Origin of the sequence: Rhodococcus sp. NBC_00294 (genome assembly GCF_036163995.1) — a bacterium.
Taxonomy (GTDB): Bacteria; Actinomycetota; Actinomycetes; order Mycobacteriales; family Mycobacteriaceae; genus Rhodococcoides.
Genome location: NZ_CP108043.1, coordinates 280,887 through 299,070, shown reverse-complemented (window position 1 = coordinate 299,070; position 18,184 = coordinate 280,887). Strand labels below are relative to the sequence as shown.

The following is an 18,184-nucleotide window of genomic DNA, read 5'->3' as shown; positions in this document are numbered from 1 at the left end:
CTCCGTTTCCGTGTTCGTCGATATTCGTGCTCGTCAAGGCTGTGTCGGACCTGCTGTCGGGCACGTCGCCGTGACGCCGTAGCTGTCCACCGGCACTGTCGTCCCGATGGTCCGTTTCGTTACAGGTCACAAGAGTAGAGCGGTCCTATCCCCTATGCCCCCTAGTCACCCCGATCTGCCCCGGGGCGACCCCCGGGGTGCAGGAAGGGGGCTGCGCCCCGTTGGGACACCTCACTAGTCGACCTAGTTTTGATCTCAACGTGCCGAGACAGTCGGCCCGACCACCTCGACGCCTGCACACACACCGTCTGCCGACACCGGTTCACACACACCCAGGAGATCCCGATGGCCACGAACGCCGTACTCGACTTCATCCTCAGCCTTCTTCGCGACGACAAGGCCGCCGCCGCCTACTGCGCGAACCCCCAGGCCTCGCTGGACGCTGCCGGCCTGCCCGACGTGTGCCACGCCGACATCGTGGCCGTGGCGCCCATGGTCGCCGAGTCCGGACTGTTCGCCGGCGGATCGCGTCTCGCCTCGATCGTGAACGCGGGCAGCTCCTCCAACGTCGTGAACTCGACCGTCGTGAATGCGGGCAGCGTGAACAACAGCACCGTCTTCGGCGGCAACAACGTCGCCGTCGGCGGCCCCACGTTCGGCAGCAACGCGGTGAACTTCGGAAACAACAACAACAACGGAAATTTCAGCAACAACAACTTCGGGGGCTTCGACCTGGGTGGCTTCACCTTCAGCCCGACCCTCATCGGTGGCGGCCTGGCGATCGGCAGCATCGGCAACATCGGCAACCTGAACCTCGGTGACCTGGATCTGAGCGGCCTGAACCTGGCCTCGCTCGACCTCAGCGGCTTGAACCTGGCCTCGCTGGACCTCGGCGGGATCGGCGACATCGACCTGCTCGGCGGACTCGACCTCAGCCTCATCGACCTGGGCGACCTCGACATCGCGGGCCAGTTCACCACGGTCCTCGCCCTCGTCCTGGCCAACGGACTCTCCCTCGGTGGCGACCTCGCCGCCGAGTTCGGTGCCGCACTGGGCGCGGCGTTCGACGCCTTCCTCGCCCTCGGCGGCGTCCTCGACCTCGACACGCTCGTCGACCTCAGCGCCACCCTGGCCGGTGCGCTCACCGCAGCGCTCGGCCTCGGCGTGGGTGCCGGAGCCCAGCTCACGGCCGCCCTCGACGCCGTGCTCGGCACCGTCGCCGGTCTCGACCTCGACGCCGTCGTCGGTCTGTCCGGCGTTCTCTCCAACGCACTCTCGGTGGGCGGTGTGCTCGGCGCGAATGTCGGCGCCGCACTCGGTGGCGTGCTCGGCGCAGCGGTCACCGCCGGTGGCTCGCTCGGCGCCGATCTGGCCGCCGCCCTCACCGCCGGACTCGATGTCGCCGGATCGCTCGGTGTCGTCGTCGGTGGCGCGCTCGGTGTGACCACCGACATCACCGCTGCTCTCTCGGGTGCACTCGCCGCTGCCGTCGACGTCGCCGGTGATCTCGGCGCGACGCTGACCACCATCCTCGACGCGAACGTCGTCGCCGCGCTCGCAGGCACGCTGACCACCGAGCTCTCCGCGGCTCTCGTCGCAGCCCTCGCTGCCGGCGGAGACGTCGCCGGTGAGTTCGGCGCCTCCCTCGGCGCGCTCCTCGGAGCCGTCACCGGCCTGTCCGGCGCACTCGACCTCGACGCTCTTCTCGGCGTCGGCGGCACCCTCGGCGCGACCCTCGCCGGTGTGCTCGGCCTCGGCGGCGGTATCGGTGCGCAGCTCGGAGCCGCGCTCGACGGTGTCCTGGAGTTGGCCGGTGGCCTGGACCTCGCGGCCGCCCTGGCCGGCGGAGCCGACATCGCGGCCACGCTCGGCGCCACTCTCTCCACTGCCCTCAGCGGCGTGCTGGTCGCCGGCGGTACCGTCGCCGGCACGCTCGGCGCGGCCTTCGGTGCCGCCCTCGGCGGCGTCCTGGGGGCCGACCTCGGTGCTCAGCTGGTCGGACTGCTGGCCGGTGAGCTGGACCTCGGTGCGGCACTGGCCACCATCCTCGACGGCGCTCTCGGCCTCGGCGGCCTCCTGGACATCGGCGCTCTCGCCGATCTCGGTGCCCTGCTCGACGTCGACGGCGCACTCGGCCTCGGTGCCGGTGTCCTGGCCACGCTCGGCGGTTCCCTCGAGGCTCTCCTCGGTGCGGGCGGCCTGCTCGGTGGCGATCTGACCGCACTGCTCGGTGCCGATCTCGGTGCTCAGCTCGCTGCCGCGCTGGCCGGCGCTCTCGCGGTCGGCGGCGACCTGGGCGGCGACCTCGGACTCGCCCTCGGCGGCGTGCTCGCCGGACTCGTGGACGTGGCGGGCGGTCTCGACGTCGACGCGGTGGCCGGACTCGGTGCCACCCTCGCCGCAGCCCTCACCGGCGCACTCGGTGTCGGCGCAGGACTCACCGGTGGACTCGCAGCGGGCCTCACCGCTCAGCTCGGTGCCGCTCTCGACGGTGTCCTCGGCCTGGCCGGCGATCTCGACCTGCTCGGCGGACTCGGCGTGCTGGGCGACCTGAACGTGCTGAACGACCTCAGCGTCCTCGGCGACCTGGACCTCGCGGCCACCCTCGGTACCGCACTCTCCGGCGCTCTCGCCGCCGGCGGCGCGGTGGCAGCCAACCTCGGTGCCACGCTCGGCGCGGCCCTCGGCGGTGTCCTGTCCGGCGACCTCGGCGCCGAGCTCGTCGGCCTGCTCGCCGGTGGTCTGGACCTCGGTGCCGGCCTCACCACCCTGCTGGGCGGTGTCCTCGATCCGTCCGGTGCCCTCGGCCTCGGCGGCGACCTCGTCGCCACGCTCGGCACCTCGCTCGCAGCCGTGCTCGGTGCGGGCGGTCTGCTCGACGCCGATCTCGCGGGCCTGCTGACCGGCGGCCTCGCCGCGCAGCTCTCCGCCGCACTCGCGACGGCTCTCGCGGCCGGCGGCGACGTGGCGGCGAACGTGGGCCCGGCCCTGGGCGACGTGCTCGGCACGGTCACCGCGGGTCTGGACCTGGACGGCGTCCTCGGCGCCGACCTCGCAGCGGCGCTCACCGCGGCCCTCGGCCTCGACGGCGACCTGACCGGTGGACTCACCGCGCAGCTCGCCGGCGCGCTCGACGCCGCACTCGGTGTGGTCGGAGGCGCCGACATCACGGCTGCGCTCACGGGCGCACTCGCCGCCGGTGGCGACGTCGCCGCAGGACTGGGCGCGACACTCGGCACCACCCTCGCTGCCGTGCTCGGCGCCGACCTCGGCGCCCAGCTCACCGGACTGCTGGCAGGCGGCGCCGATCTCGGTACCGCACTGACCGCCGTCCTGGGCGGCGCTCTCGACCTCGACGGGGTCTTCGGCATCGGTGCCGACGCGGCCGCCGGCCTGGTCGGCACGCTCGGCACCACGCTCGCCGCCGCACTGAACGTCGGCGGCCTGACCGACGTCGACCTCACCGCACTGCTCGGCGGCGACCTCACCGCCGTCCTGGGCGCCGCACTCTCCGGCGCCCTGGGCGCCGGCGGCGCACTGGGTGGCGACCTCGGCCTGGCACTGGGCGGGCTCGTCGGAGCGGCTACCGACCTCACGGCCGGCGCCGATCTCGGACTGGTCCTCGCCGGTGCACTCGGTGTCACCGGCGATGCCGCCGCCACGCTCTCGGGCGCACTCGACGCGATGCTGGGAGCTGCGGGCGGTCTCGACCTCACCGCGATCCTCGGTGCCGACGCGGACGTCGCCGCCACCGTCGGAGCCGCGCTCAGCGCAGCACTGTCGGCCGGTGGCCCGCTGGCCGCGAACGTGGGCGCCGCCCTCGGCGGCGTGCTCGGGACCGCCCTGTCGGGCGACCTCGGCGCACAGCTCGCAGGTCTGCTGGGCGGCGGCGTCGATCTGGACGCCGCACTCGGCACGGTCCTCGGCGGCGCACTCGGACTCGGCGGGCTGGTCGATCTCGACGGGCTCGCAGATCTGGACGGGCTCGGAGCCGTCGGCGGTCTGCTCGACGCCGACCTGCTGGGCGGCCTGACCGGCGCACTGGACACCGACATCGTCGGTGCGCTCGCCGGTTCGCTCGGCGCTGCCCTCGGCGCCGGCGGGCTGCTCACCGGTGACCTGCAGGCACTGCTCGGCGGCGATGTGGCGGCGCAGCTGTCCACCGCCCTCGGCGTGGCTCTCGGCCTCGGCGGCGACGCTGCCGGTGAACTCGGACTCGCCCTCGGCGGCGTCCTCGCCGGCGTCACCGACCTGACCGCGGGTGCCGATCTGGGTGCCGCTGTCACCGCCGCTCTCGGCATCACCGGTGAGGGTGCGGCCACCCTGGCCGGCGCCCTGAACACGGCGCTCGGACTCGGCGGGGCGCTCGATCTCGACGGCCTGGTCGGCGGAGATCTGGCCGCCACGGTCGGCGCTGCACTCGGCGGTGCTCTGGCCGCCGGCGGCGACGTCGCCGCCACGGTCGGCGCCACTCTCGGTGCCGCTCTCGGGGGCTCCCTGACCGCCGATCTGCAGGCCCAGCTCGGTGCACTGCTGGCCGGTGGGCTGGACCTCGACGCCGCGCTCGGCACGGTGCTCGGTGCGGCTCCGGATCTCGATCTGGACGCCGACCTCGCCGGCCTGCTCGGCGGCGCTGTCTCGACCGGCCTCGGCCTGGTCGCGGGAGTCGGCCTGCCCGACACGGAGCTGCCGGACCTCACGGGCAGCCTGGCCGCGGCACTGGGACTGGGCGGCGCAGCCGCAGCAGGACTGGGAACCGCACTGGGCACGGTGCTCGGCGGCACGGTGCTCGCCGATCTGGATGCGAACGGACTGCTCGAGGGTGACCTCGGCGGCATCGTCTCCGCCGCACTCGGCGACGCACTGAACGTCGGCGGTGTCCTCGACCTGGAGACCGACCCGGTCGGCCAGTTCGGCACCGCGCTCAACGGGGCGCTCGGCCTCGTCGGCGGCGTGGACACCGGCGCCCTGGGCGACCTGCCCGCGACGCTGACCGCAGCTTTCGGCGTCGGCGGCACGGCGGGTGCGGAGCTCGGCGGAGCCTTCGGCGCTCTGCTCGACATCGCCGGCGGCGGCGATCCGGTGGCGTCTCTGGGAACGGCACTCGGAGCCACGGGTGACCTCACCACGATGCTCGACGCCGCACTCGACACGGCGGTCTCCGCCGGCGGCGCGCTCGACGCCGAGGGTCTGCCGATCAGCGGACTGCTCGACGCGAACACCGGCCTCGACGGCAGCCTCAGCGCACTGACCACCCTGACCGGTGGCCTCGGCGCCGTGGGTGCGGTCGCCGGCGGACTGGACGGCACCCTCACCGGTGTCGGCGGCGCGGTCACCGATCCCGACGCGGTCACCGGTGCGGTGGCGAGCCTGGGCGGCGGCCTCGCCAGCGGCCTCGGGCTGGGCCTGAACAGCGTCACGCAGGGCGGGCTCGAGCTGGGCTCGGAGCTGCAGGGCGGCCTGACCGGCGCTGCGACCGGCGCGGGCGGCGTCTTCGGCGGCTTCGAGATCTCGCCCGACGGCGAGGTCACCGGCGGACTGGACAACACGTCCGAGTTCACCGGCGCACTCGACGGCGGCATCGACGCCACCGCCGACGCGGTGGGCCAGTTCCAGAACTCCACCGACGCCGTGCTCGGCGGCGTCACCGGAGCGACCGACGGACTGGGCCTGAGCGCGGTCACCGACGTCACCGGCGACGCGCTCGGCGCAGTGACCACGGACGGCGGACTCGGCGGCGACATCGCCGGCGAGGCCACCTCCTGGCAGGACGTCGACGCCGAGGGTGCCTTCGACGGCCCCGCGGCGGCGGTCGACGGAGTCGGCGACGGCCTCACCGACACCGTCTCCGGGCTCGGCGGCGGACTCACCGGTGGCCTGACCGACGGCCTGTCGAACACCCTCGGCGGTGGACTGAGCTCCGCGGACGACGGCCTCGACACCGGCGCTGTGGCCGATGACAACGCGGCCGACGCGGGAGACGCCAACTGATCACCCGCGCTCTGTAACACCGACGACCCCGTACGCGCTTATGCGTACGGGGTCGTCGGCGCTTACCGTGAGGGTCACACCGCCGCAGATGGTGAATGCTCACAGACGCGCTCGACCCGTTGCCACCGCAGACAGATCGGGACCACATGCAGAACGACGCACCACCCGCCGTGCAGACCGGCGCCGGGAAGACCCCCGCGCCGACGCAGGCGACGCAACTGGCCGAGCTCCTGTCCCGGATGGGCGAGGTGGCGTCCGGTGCCGGTCGCCGCGACCTTCTCGACCGGTTGACGGCGGCGCGTGAGCGGGTGCTCGATCCGCGCCTGCGCATCGTCGTGGTCGGACCGCTCAAGCAGGGCAAGAGCCAGTTCGTCAACTCGCTGCTGGGCCTCGACGTGTGTTCGGTGGGCGACGACGAGACCACCGCGGTGCCCACGATGGTCGCGTACGCGGAGACCGAGCGGGCGGAGCTGGTGGTCGGCGAGATCGGTGCCGACCCGGTGCGCATCGACATCCCCATGGCGGACATCCATGCCGTCACACCGACCGACCCGCGCGCGGAGGGTCGCGAGATCCTGCGCCTCGAGATCTCCGTGCCCAGCCCGCTGCTGAAGGACGGGCTCGTCGTCATCGACACCCCCGGCGTCGGCGGCCACGGCAACCCGCACGCCAACAGCACCCTGGGTCTGGTCACGTCGGCGGATGCCGTTCTGGTGCTGTCCGATTCGAGTCAGGAGTTCACCGAGCCCGAGGTGGCCTTCCTGCGCCAGGTGGTGACTCTGTGCCCGGCGGTCGCGTGCCTGGTGACCAAGACCGACCTGTACCCGCACTGGCGGCGCATCGTCGAGGCCGATCGCGGGCACCTCGCGCGGCAGGGCATCGACGTCCCGCTGATGCCGATCTCGTCGATGCTCCGCTCGCACGCGCTGCGGCTGAAGGACGACTCGCTCGACAAGGAGGCCGGCTTCCCGGCTCTCTACGACTTCCTCCGCGGTGTGGTGCAGCGTGCCGACGCCACCACCCGCAAGGCCGTCGCTCTCGACGTCCGCTCGGTGTCCGAGCACCTCGCCCTCGCCCTGGGCAGTGAACTCGCGGCGCTTCGCGATCCGGAGACCGCCGCCGCGGCGGTGGCCGGTCTGCAACAGGCGCGGGCCAACGCCGAGGACATGCAGAAGCGCAGCAGTCGGTGGCAGCAGACACTCAACGACGGCATCACCGATCTGGCCGCCGACATCGACCACGACCTGCGAGACCGGCTGCGCGTCATCACCCGTGAGGCGGAGGAGGCGGTCGACGGGGGAGACCCGGGCAAGGACTGGCCGCGCATCGGTGAGTGGCTCGAGGACCAGATCGCCTCCGCCGTGGGGGACAACTTCGTCTGGGCACACGAGCGGTCCCTGTGGCTCGCCGAGACGGTCGCTCGGCACTTCGCCGAGACGGCCGATGCGCACATCCCGGCGATGAACATCGCGAACGTCGACGGCGTCATGGACCCGGTGACCTCACTGGGGGACCTCGAGTCCGGCCGGATGGGCATCACCTCGAAGGTGCTCGTGGGCATGCGCGGCTCCTACGGTGGCGTGCTCATGTTCGGACTCATCACGACGATGATGGGACTGGCGCTGCTCAATCCGATCTCGCTCGGCGCCGGAGTCCTGTTGGGCAGCAAGGCCTACAAGGACGACAAGGAGGCGCGGGTGCTCAAGCGGCGGGCCGACGCGAAGGTCGCCATCCGCAAGTTCACCGATGACGTCAGCTTCCAGGTGGGCAAGGAGTCCAAGGACCGCCTGCGGCTCGTTCAGCGCCAGCTCCGTGACCACTTCACCGACATGGCCGATCAGACGGTGCGCTCGGTGAGCGACTCGCTGCGGGCCGCGCAGGAGGCGGCGGCCGGCGCCTCGTCCGAGCGTGCCGCGCGCACAGCCGAACTGGAGCAGACCCTCAAGAAGATCTCCGCACTGCGCAGCATCGCGCAGAAGCTCGACCCAGAGGCCGTCGAGGCCGCCGAGGCAGACAAGGTCGTCGAGGCGGCTCGTGCGGACCGCACGCAGATCGGTACCGGCTCGTGAGTGTCACGCTCGACCGTGCGCGGGAACTCGTCGCGGCGGCGCAGGCGGAGTACGTGCGGGAGCCGGACGTCCGGGATGCGTTGCGCGTCTGCGCGGACCGGCTCGACGAGCCGCTGCGCGTCGCGCTCGCCGGATCACTCAAGGCCGGCAAGTCGACGCTCCTCAACGCGCTCGTCGGACAGGACATCGCCCCCACCGACGCGACCGAGTGCACCCGCGTCGTCACGTGGTACCGCCGCGGGACGTCGCCCTCTGTGACGGCCCGGTACGACGGGGACCGCTCGATGAGCATCCCGGTGCTCCGACGGGGTGGTCGACTGTCGTTCGACTTCGGCGATCTCACCGCCGACCGCGTGGACCGCCTCGACGTCGAGTGGCCGGCGCGAACCCTGGCCCGCAACACCATCATCGACACCCCCGGCACGTCGTCGCTGTCCCTGGACGTGTCCGAGCGGACGTTGTCGATGTTGACGCCCGAGGACTCCGCGTCCGGCGCCGATGCCGTGGTCTATCTCCTGCGCACCCTGAGCGCGTCCGACACGTCGTTCCTCACCCGCATCAACGACGCTGTCGGTGGCGACTCCGGCCCGCTCGGCGTGGTCGGGGTCGTCTCGCGTGCCGACGAGGTGGGCGCCGGTCGCATGGACGCGATGATGTCGGCCAAGGAAGTGGCGTCCCGCTTCGCGGTGGAACTCGAGAAGACCGGTCTGTGCCAGGCCGTCGTGCCCGTCGCCGGCCTGCTCGCCCTCGGGGCACGGACATTGCGGCAGAGCGAGTTCGGCGCGCTCGTCGCGTTGGCCGACGCTCCGCCCGACGACCTCCAACTGGCGATGCTGTCGGCCGACCGCTTCTCCCGCCCGGACATGCCACTCCCCGTCGATGCGGAGACGCGCGCCGGACTCGTCGACCGTTTCGGGCTCTTCGGCATCCGGATGGCCGTCACGCTCATCCGCATGGGCACGCGCGATTCGCCTACGCTCGCACGCGAACTCGTCGAGCGCAGTGGACTCGAGGAGCTACGGCACATCATCGACGTGCAGTTCGGCGAGCGAGCCGACCAGCTCAAGGCGCACTCGGCCCTCGTCACTCTCGATCGCGTGCTGCGCGCCTCCCCGGCCGCGGGATCGCGCGCCATCATCGACGAGGTGGGATCCACCCTCGCCGACGTCCACGGGTTCAAGGAACTGCGTCTGCTCGGTCAGCTACGGGCACGCGAGGTGCGGCTGCCCGAGCCGGAGAAGGCGGAGCTCGCTCGACTGGTGGGTGCGCAGGGCACCGAGACGACGACGCGGTTGGGGCTCGATCCGGACGACTCGGTGGAACTGCAGCGCAAGACGGCCTTCGACGCGGTCCGCAGTTGGCGCTCCCGCGCGTCCCATCCGCTGCTCGACCGGTTCACGGCGCGGGCGTGCGACATCGCCGCGCGCAGCGCCGAGGGCATCCTCGCGGAGCTCGACCGCCGCTGAGATCAGCGCCTGACGGGAGCGGCCGCGAGCCATCGCCCGACGGCGGGGACGAACAGCGGAGCGGTGCCCAGCAGAGCGAGGGCCGCGACGACGAACGGCGCATACGTCGTGGGCTGCTCCAGCGCATCGGAGGTCGCGATCCAGAACGCGATCGATCCCGCGGCCGCGACGATGCCGACCACGGTCAGCGTGGATCGTCCGGTGGGGCGTCGGCCGCGGATCTGCAGGATGCCGGCCAGTCCCACCAGGAGAACGACGGCGCCGACGGCAGCACCGGCGACGAGCGTGATGAGGACCGTCGAGTCGATGTCCTCCGTCGAGGTGCCGGGGGCGTCGGCCGAGAGGACGTCGGCGAGGCGCGACCGTAGTCCCTGGTGGTCGAGTCCCAGCAGCGCGCCGGTGGCCGCCAGGACGACGAGGCACAGACTCCACAGGATCACGGCGGCATCGACGGCGCGTGGGCGCTCGTCGGGAACCGGCTCCCGCATGGGCGTCACGTGCACCGACGGGCGGGGCGGCTTCGGGGGTTGCGAGCCTTCGACACTGTCCGACGCGTTCATGGCTTCAGGCTAGAGGGTCTGTTTCCGTCCGACCCTGTTGTGGTCCGGCCCCGTCCGCTCGGGCTCGGAAAGTGATCGAGCACGAAGTCCGCGGTCGGGGTCACACCGGCTTCTCGGAAGTGGGCCCCATCACTTACGGTCAGGGCGGTAGTGGGCCCGCCAGGGCCCCGTTGTCGATGGGATGAATGTGCGGAAACTGCGGTCTGCCGGCGTCGGTCTGGTGATGTGTCTCGGTCTGTTCGGCGCGGTGGTGCCCACGGCGACCGCCGAACCCCCCGGCCCGGCCTCGAGCTTCTACACGCCCCCCTCGCCGCTTCCCGCCGGGAACGACGGTGACCTCATCCGTACCGGGCCGTCGAATCTCGCACTGTCGCTCCCCTTGCCGCAGGGACCGATTCCTGGCACCGCGACGCGCCTGATGTACCGGTCGCAGGACGCCAACGACGCGCCGGTGGCCGTCACCGGGACGTACATCGACCCGTCGGCCGAGTGGACCGGCCCCGGTCCGCGCCCGCTCGTGGTGATCGCCCCCGGCACCCACGGCCAGGGTGATCAGTGCGCGCCGTCGCACCAGCTCAACAACGTCCTCACCTACACACCCGTTCTCGGACTCATGGTCGAGTACGAGCTCCTCTCCACCTACGCGTTGCTGGCCCGCGGCTACGGCGTCGTCATCACCGACTACGACGGTCTGGGCACGCCGGGGGCGCACACCTACGTCAACCGCGCCGCGGAAGCGCACGCGGTGCTCGATGCGGCCCGCGCCGCGCAGCAGCTCGGCAACACCAAGGTCGGTTCCGACTCCCCGGTCGGCCTCTGGGGTTACTCCCAGGGCGGCGGCGCCGTGGCAGCGGCCGTGGAGCTCGCTCCCGAGTACGCCCCGGAGCTGGACATCAAGGGCACCTACGCCGGCGCGCCCGTCGCCGATCTCGCCGCGACGCTGGCGCAGGTCGACGGCACCATCCTCACCGGTGTCATCGGCTACACCCTGAACGGTCTGCGCCGGTCCAACCCCGAGTTGGGCCCGATCATCGACGCGTCGACCAACCCGGCCGGCAAGGCTGCGCTGGCGGCACTCGAGAATCAGTGCGTCGTGGAAAGTGCACTCACCGTGGGCTTCCACCGCACCAACGAGTGGATCACCACCGGCGAATCGCTGTCGGACTACCTCAAGCGCATTCCCGAGGCGCAGACAGTTCTCGCCGAGAACAAGATCGGTAACCGCACACCCACCACGCCGGTCTACATCGACACCGGCACGGGCGACGACATCGTGCCGCACGGCCAGGCCGTCGATCTCGCCGCAACCTGGTGCGGGAAGGGCTCGAACGTCCAGCTGAACACGCAGCAGTTGCCGTTCTTCCTCCCCGGGCTCGCGCTCGGCCACGTCCTGCCCGACTTCATCGGACTCGGCGCCGGCACCAACTGGATCGACGCCCGGTTCCGCGACGTCCCCACAGCGGGCAACTGCGCCTGACCCGTCACCGCCGAAGCGCCTCGATCACAGTCGATCGAGGCGCTTCGTCGCGTTCCGGACCCTCGAGGTCGACGCGTCCTTCTCCGACGCCGCCTCGGAACGCGCGTCCTGCGCCGCCTCCAGGTCCTCGCGTGCCTTTTCGAGTTGCTCGGTGAGGGCGTCGACCGACTCCTGCAGCTCGTCGATGCGATGGTCGGCCTTCTCCAGCGCCTCGGTCGCACCCTGCAGCGCAGCCTCGGCGTCGTCGAGTTCGGCCTGTGCGCGGGCTCGCTGCTCTTCCATCTCCCGTTCGGCCGTGTCGTCGGGTGCGGGTTCCGGTTCTTTCGCGGGTTCGGGATCGACGGACACCAGCCCCATCGGGCCGAACCCGCTGTACTCGGCGGCCCCCAGCATCCGGCCGCGCCGCACCTCGTCGGCGATGTCCGCATCGGACAGCGCCGCATTCAGGCTCTGCGTCACCTCGCGCCCGACGTCCTCGCCGATCGGGTGACCGCGATCCTCCGCGATCTCCGCAGCCCGGCTCGCCAGCGCGCGCACCGCGCGTTGCCGCTGCTTCGTCAACGTGCGGAGGGTGGCACCCGACGGTCGACCGGCCGGCCTCCGGCCTTCCCGCAGATGTTGCTGCGCCTCACGAAGTGCTTCGCCGAGGTCGAGCAGGTCTGTGACGTCGTCCTCCGCGTCGCGCACCGTCACGTTCAGCACCCACCCGACGATCGTCGGTTTGCGCAGCGCACCGATCTGCTTGGCCAGGTCCTTGTCGCCGTCGGAACGCGCCTGCTTCTGCCGGCCGGTGCGCGCGGCGACGAAGTCGGACGGGTCCAGCCCGTACAGCTCGTCGGCCACCTCGTCGAACGTCATGCTGGCCGATTATGCCGCCACGCTGTGGCCATAGAGAGTATGAATGGCAGGTCCCGGAACTATCGATAGCGCGATGGGATGATGCTGCGGGCTCGGTGCGCTGAACCTTCCGTGGCCGCGAGAGACGGGGCCGCGGAAGGGACACACCGTCATGAGCACCCTGCAGAACACCCGCATCCTTCTCGTCGGCGGCTCGTCGGGCATCGCGCGGCGCATCGCCGAGGACGCGCTCGCCGCCGGCGCGGAAGTCGTCCTCGGCAGCCGACGCCCGGAGGCCCTGGCCGACACTGTCGCCGAGCTCGGCTCGGGCGCATCGGCGGTGCACTTCGACCTCGACGACGAATCGTCCATCGCCGCCGCCGTCACCACGCTCGGACCTCTCGATCACGTCGTGTCGCTCGCGGCGAACCACGCCAACGGCCCGGTCGCAGACCTCGACCGCGCCGCCGTCGAGCGCGCGTTCGCAGCCAAGGTCGTCGGACCGATCCTGCTGGCCAAGCACTTCGCTCCCACGCTGCGGGACGGCGGCTCGTTCGTGTTCTTCTCCGGTGTCGCCGCATGGAAGCCGGCGCCGGGCCTCGCCGTCATGGCCACGACCAACGGTGCTGTCGCATTCCTCGCGGAAGCGTTGGCCGTCGAACTGGCACCGTTGCGGGTCAACGCCGTCTCGCCCGGCATCGTCGACTCGGGTTCGTGGGACGGCATGGGAGACGGGAAGCAGAAGATGTTCGACGCGACGGCTGCCTCCAATCCCGCACGGCGCGTGGGCCGCCCGGAGGACGTGTCGGCAGCGGTGCTGCTCGCCCTGACCAACACCTTCGTCACCGGAACCACCCTCCACGTCGACGGGGGTGGACGGCTGAGCTGAGCGCCTCAGGCGATCCGCACGCCCCTCGGCAAGGTGCGGGCCGGAACGCGGAGTCGCCGCGCGGCGACCGTGAGTCCGAGAGCTCCCAGGATGACATTGACGGCCAGCCCGAGGTACCAACTGTCGCCGACCTTTCCGGATTCGAACGCGACCTGCTCGTCGTAGAAGCTGCGGTTCGAGGCGCTCACGCGGTAGGTCGACACGGTGTCCGCGCAGGTCGGCTCCGTCAGGTACGGGCCCGTGCGCGCCGTCGAGAGCGTCTCGGCTATCGGGCGCGCCACGCTGGGATCGGGTGGCCGCTCGTCCGACGTCCAGACACGTACGCTCGGATTGTCATGTGCGGCCACCACATCCGGGAGAATGAGAAACGGGTTGGGCGCCAACAGCCACCAGATACGCTCGGTGTGCTCGTAGGAGCGCACCGTGGCCACGTCGCGACAGTCCGGAACGGTGTCGAACGAATCGTCCACGTACGTGTACTCGGCGCCCACCACCTCGTGGTCCTCCGCCGTGGTCGAGTAGAGCAGGCCGAACAGTGCCGGGAGGCCCAACACCAGGAAGAACACGGTGGCCTGCGTCAGGACGGCCGATCCCGCCGGGCGTGCGGTGAGCGCCGAGTACCCGAGCCCGATCCCGCAGTAGCACAGGAAGATCAGGCACAGAACGATCACGCCCAGCACCGAGGTGCCGATGCCGTAGGGCGCGGCGACGATGCCCCACACCAGGTACGGCGACGCCACGGCGACGAGGGCAAGGCAGGACACCCACGACCCGAGAAGTTTGCCGACGGCCAACTGCCAGTGGCTGATCGGCGTCGCCTGCACCACGGCGAGCGTCGCGTCCTTGCGGTCACCGTTGATCGACGTCGCCGTGAGGGTGGGGGCGAGGACCACGCCGAGGAACAGCTCGACTCCCAGTACGACCGCGTAGAGATTGCGCGCCCAGCCGTCGTAGTTCGCATCGGCCTCGTCCACCGACAGTGCCAGATACATCGACCCGAACACGGCCAGCGAAATGACCGTGAACGTGACGGCCAGGGTGATGCGCCACCGGGTGGTGCGCAGTCGCTGCCGGAGTTCGAGGCCGATCAGTACGCCGACCACCGACCACCAGCTGCTCGTCCGTGCCGCCATGTCAGGTCCTGTCCGCGTCGAGTGCGAGGTAGGTGTCCTCGAGCTGCGAGTCCACCCGGGCGAACTCGGCGACGAGCACTCCCGAGTCGACGACCGTGCGCAGGTGTCGCGCCGCGGCCTCCTCGTCGGGGAAGTGCAGGATGTCGGCCGACGATGCAGGCCGGCCCACCGCGCGTAGTCGCCACGATCGTTCGGTGGCGGGTGCCGACTCCCGCGTGCGCCCGTCCGTCATCACGAGCACGTCGTCCACCATCTCCGACAGTTCGGTGAGGATGTGGCTCGACACCAGCACTGCGCATCCGTTGTCGGCGAGCCGGCGGACCTCGTCGCGCAGTTCGACTCGCGAGCGCGGATCCATGCCCGATGCCGGCTCGTCGAGTAGAAGTAATCGCGGTCGGTGCACCAGTGCGCGGGCGAACCCGAGCCGCTGCTTCTGGCCGCGGGACAACTCGTGCGCGGGTCGGTCGGCGCGATCGTCGAGGTGGACCTGCTGCAGCAGTTCGGCGGCGCGGGCCCGGGCGTCCTGCGACGACAGCCCGTGCAGCCGTCCGAACGTCGACAGGATCTCGGACGCGGTCAGGCTGTCCCAGGTGCCGAACACATCCGGCATCCACCCCACGGCCCGCCGAAGTGCGACCGTCTCGACCGGAGACCCATCCAGCTCGAGGGTCCCGGAGTCGGGAGCCAGGAGGCCGGCGAGCATCAGCAGCAGTGTCGTCTTGCCGGCGCCGTTGGGCCCGACCAGCCCGGTGACCGTGCCGGGAGCGAGCGTCACGTCGGCGTGCGCGACGGCAGTGTGTCTGCCGAAGGTTCGGGTGAGGCCGCGTGCCGTCAGGGTAGTGCCGGGAACCGGTGACATGCCGTGGACCCTAACCGTCGGACGCGCGTGTTCAGCCACACTCTCGCGTCGAATTCCGCGGATCTGCAGAAAGCCTCGCGATCGGGTGGGTTCACACGCGCCGACCATGCGTGAGTGCTCTCAACTCGCTGCCGGAGGCGGGATCCCGTCGATCCGGTCGACCTGTGGATGCTGAGGCACGGCCGAGTGCAGGTTTTGCCACATTTTCGCGTCGAATGCTGCCGATCCGCAGAAAGCCTCGCGATCGGGTGGGTCCAGACGCGCGGACCACAGCCGGCCGAGCACTCCGGGAACAAACTCGCACACCCCTCCGTTGAGCCGTACGACTGCCATTGAGCGTGGGTCACTCAAGTACGACTTGACGGAGCGAGAATCCGACAGGCAGACTTGAGCGCAGTTCGCTCAGGCAGACGCTCGAACGATCACAGCAGCATCTATCAGGAGGTCTTCACATGGCTCGTGCGGTCGGAATCGACCTCGGGACCACCAACTCGGTCGTGTCCGTCCTGGAGGGCGGCGAACCGGTCGTGGTGGCCAACTCCGAGGGTGCACGCACCACCCCGTCCATCGTCGCGTTCGCCAAGAACGGAGAGGTTCTCGTCGGCCAGTCCGCGAAGAACCAGGCCGTCACGAACGTCGACCGGACCATTCGCTCCGTCAAGCGCCACATCGGCACTGACTGGACCGTCGGCATCGACGACAAGAAGTACACGTCGCAGGAGATCAGCGCGCGCACGCTCATGAAGCTCAAGCGTGACGCCGAGGCGTACCTGGGCGAAGAGATCACCGACGCGGTCATCACGGTGCCCGCGTACTTCGAGGACGCACAGCGTCAGGCCACGAAGGAAGCCGGCCAGATCGCCGGCCTCAACGTCCTGCGCATCGTCAACGAGCCCACCGCCGCCGCTCTGGCGTACGGCCTGGACAAGGGCGAGAAGGAACAGACCATTCTCGTGTTCGACCTCGGTGGCGGCACGTTCGACGTGTCCCTGCTCGAGATCGGCGACGGTGTCGTCGAGGTCCGCGCCACGTCCGGCGACAACCACCTCGGTGGCGACGACTGGGACGAGCGCATCGTCACCTGGCTCGTCGACAAGTTCAAGGCTCAGAACGGCATCGATCTGACCAAGGACAAGATGGCTCTCCAGCGCCTGCGTGAGGCTGCGGAGAAGGCCAAGATCGAGCTGTCCTCGAGCCAGAGCACGTCCATCAACCTGCCGTACATCACGGTGGACTCGGACAAGAACCCGCTCTTCCTCGACGAGCAGCTCAGCCGCTCCGAGTTCCAGAAGATCACCGCCGACCTGCTCGACCGCACCCGCGCGCCGTTCCAGGCCGTGGTCAAGGACTCGGGCATCGCGGTCAAGGACATCGACCACGTCGTGCTCGTCGGTGGCTCCACCCGTATGCCGGCCGTGTCCGAGCTGGTCAAGGAGCTCTCCGGTGGACGCGAGCCCAACAAGGGCGTCAACCCGGACGAGGTCGTGGCCGTCGGCGCCGCACTGCAGGCCGGTGTGCTCAAGGGTGAGGTCAAGGACGTTCTGCTCCTCGACGTCACGCCGCTGTCCCTCGGCATCGAGACCAAGGGTGGCGTGATGACCAAGCTCATCGAGCGCAACACCACCATCCCCACCAAGCGGTCCGAGACCTTCACTACGGCGGACGACAATCAGCCGTCGGTGCAGATCCAGGTCTTCCAGGGTGAGCGCGAGATCGCGTCGCACAACAAGCTTCTCGGCTCGTTCGAGCTGACGGAGCTGCCTCCCGCACCGCGCGGTGTGCCCCAGATCGAGGTCACGTTCGACATCGACGCCAACGGCATCGTGCACGTGACGGCGAAGGACAAGGGCACCGGCAAGGAGAACACGATCAAGATCCAGGAGGGCTCCGGCCTCTCCAAGGAGGAGATCGAGCGCATGGTCAAGGACGCCGAGGCTCACGCCGAGGAGGACAAGACCCGTCGCGAGGAGGCCGAGACCCGCAACCAGGCCGAGTCGCTCGTCTACCAGACGGAGAAGTTCGTCAAGGACAACGAGGACAAGGTTCCTGCGGAGACCAAGGAGAAGGTCGAGTCGGCCATCGCGGAGGCTCGCACTGCCTTGAACGGCACCGACATCGCTGCCATCAAGGCAGCGGTGGAGAAGCTGAGCACGGAGTCGCAGGCTCTGGGTCAGGCACTGTACGAGTCGGCAGCAGCCGACGGAGCAGGTGCCGACGGCGCCGCCCCGACCGACGGTAGCGACGATGTCGTCGACGCCGAGGTCGTGGACGAGCCGGTCGACACGGACAAGAAGTGAGTGCTGAGGACACCGGGAAGGTAGACGCACCCGACGTCGACCCCGCCGTGGAGGAGTCCCTCGCGGGCTCCGCCACGGCGCCCCAGCCCGGTGACGTGGAGGACGAAGCAGAGGTTCTCGAGGCAGAGATGTCCGAGGGTTCCGTGGATTCCGAGGCTGCACCCGAGAGGGACGAGCTGTCCGAGCGGACGGCCGACCTGCAGCGCCTCAGCGCCGAGTTCGCCAACTACCGGCGACGCGTCGCTCGGGACAAGCAGGTGGACATCGACAACGCCAAGGCGTCGGTGTTGGCCGAGTTGCTGGGTGTGCTCGACGATCTCGATCGGGCGCGCAAGCACGGTGACCTCGAGACGGGGCCGCTGAAGTCGGTGGCGGACAAGCTCGAATCCGTCATCACCGCACAGGGTCTCGTCGCCTTCGGTGACGAGGGCGACGCGTTCGACCCTGCACTGCACGAGGCAGTGCAGCACGAGGGCGACGGCAACGATCCTGTCGTCGGCAGCGTGTTCCGCAAGGGGTACAAGGTGCGTGATCGAGTTCTGCGCACCGCCATGGTCGCCGTCGTCGACGGTTCGGGCGCCGACGCGGCATCCGACCAGGCATAGT

The 18,184-nt window shown here is 70.5% G+C and carries 11 protein-coding genes; 7 read left to right on the top strand and 4 right to left on the bottom strand.

Annotation, left to right across the window (positions count from 1 at the left end; all coding sequences use genetic code 11):
- Positions 1-345 precede the first annotated feature (345 nt).
- The 3 genes from OHB23_RS01340 to OHB23_RS01330 all read left to right on the top strand — a co-directional run bounded on the left by OHB23_RS01340 (position 346) and on the right by OHB23_RS01330 (position 9,526).
- Complete coding sequence (locus tag OHB23_RS01340; protein ID WP_328810678.1) at positions 346-5,991, top strand: IniB N-terminal domain-containing protein; 5,646 nt, start codon at positions 346-348, stop codon at positions 5,989-5,991.
- A gap of 239 nt (positions 5,992-6,230) precedes the next feature.
- Positions 6,231-8,060: a dynamin family protein gene (locus OHB23_RS01335; RefSeq protein WP_328811702.1), complete on the top strand. Its 1,830-nt coding sequence runs from the start codon at positions 6,231-6,233 to the stop codon at positions 8,058-8,060.
- A complete protein-coding gene (locus tag OHB23_RS01330) occupies positions 8,057-9,526 on the top strand; it encodes a dynamin family protein (protein WP_328810677.1) in 1,470 nt (489 codons plus the stop codon). The genes OHB23_RS01335 and OHB23_RS01330 overlap by 4 nt, the downstream gene beginning before the upstream one ends.
- Positions 9,527-9,528: 2 nt before the next feature.
- Here OHB23_RS01330 and OHB23_RS01325 read toward each other — a convergent pair whose 3' ends face one another.
- Positions 9,529-10,086 (bottom strand): hypothetical protein, encoded by a 558-nt coding sequence (locus OHB23_RS01325; RefSeq protein ID WP_156380616.1) that lies wholly within the window; start codon positions 10,084-10,086, stop codon positions 9,529-9,531.
- A gap of 181 nt (positions 10,087-10,267) precedes the next feature.
- On the opposite strand from OHB23_RS01325, the gene OHB23_RS01320 reads away from it, so the two are divergent.
- On the top strand, positions 10,268-11,563 hold the full coding sequence (locus OHB23_RS01320; protein ID WP_328810676.1) for a lipase family protein: 1,296 nt from the start codon (positions 10,268-10,270) through the stop codon (positions 11,561-11,563).
- A gap of 24 nt (positions 11,564-11,587) precedes the next feature.
- On the opposite strand, the gene OHB23_RS01315 is transcribed toward OHB23_RS01320, so the two are convergent.
- Positions 11,588-12,421, bottom strand: a complete 834-nt coding sequence (locus tag OHB23_RS01315; RefSeq protein ID WP_328810675.1) for a hypothetical protein — start codon at positions 12,419-12,421, stop codon at positions 11,588-11,590.
- Positions 12,422-12,572: 151 nt separating this feature from the next.
- On the opposite strand from OHB23_RS01315, the gene OHB23_RS01310 reads away from it, so the two are divergent.
- A complete protein-coding gene (locus tag OHB23_RS01310) occupies positions 12,573-13,289 on the top strand; it encodes an SDR family oxidoreductase (protein ID WP_328810674.1) in 717 nt (238 codons plus the stop codon).
- A 5-nt stretch (positions 13,290-13,294) separates the two neighbouring features.
- Here the strand turns inward: OHB23_RS01310 and OHB23_RS01305 are convergent, their stop codons facing one another.
- Together OHB23_RS01305 and OHB23_RS01300 are read right to left on the bottom strand one after the other, a co-directional pair.
- Positions 13,295-14,422 (bottom strand): ABC transporter permease, encoded by a 1,128-nt coding sequence (locus tag OHB23_RS01305; RefSeq protein ID WP_328810673.1) that lies wholly within the window; start codon positions 14,420-14,422, stop codon positions 13,295-13,297.
- Between the two features lies 1 nt (position 14,423).
- Positions 14,424-15,281, bottom strand: coding sequence for an ABC transporter ATP-binding protein (locus tag OHB23_RS01300; RefSeq protein WP_328810672.1), 858 nt, complete (start codon positions 15,279-15,281; stop codon positions 14,424-14,426).
- A 452-nt stretch (positions 15,282-15,733) separates the two neighbouring features.
- Here OHB23_RS01300 and dnaK point away from each other — a divergent pair, with 452 nt between their 5' ends.
- A complete protein-coding gene (gene dnaK, locus OHB23_RS01295) occupies positions 15,734-17,578 on the top strand; it encodes a molecular chaperone DnaK (RefSeq protein ID WP_027506927.1) in 1,845 nt (614 codons plus the stop codon).
- On the top strand, positions 17,575-18,183 hold the full coding sequence (gene grpE, locus OHB23_RS01290) for a nucleotide exchange factor GrpE (protein WP_328810671.1): 609 nt from the start codon (positions 17,575-17,577) through the stop codon (positions 18,181-18,183). Before dnaK ends, grpE begins: the two co-directional genes overlap by 4 nt.
- The last annotated feature ends 1 nt before the right edge of the window (position 18,184 follow it).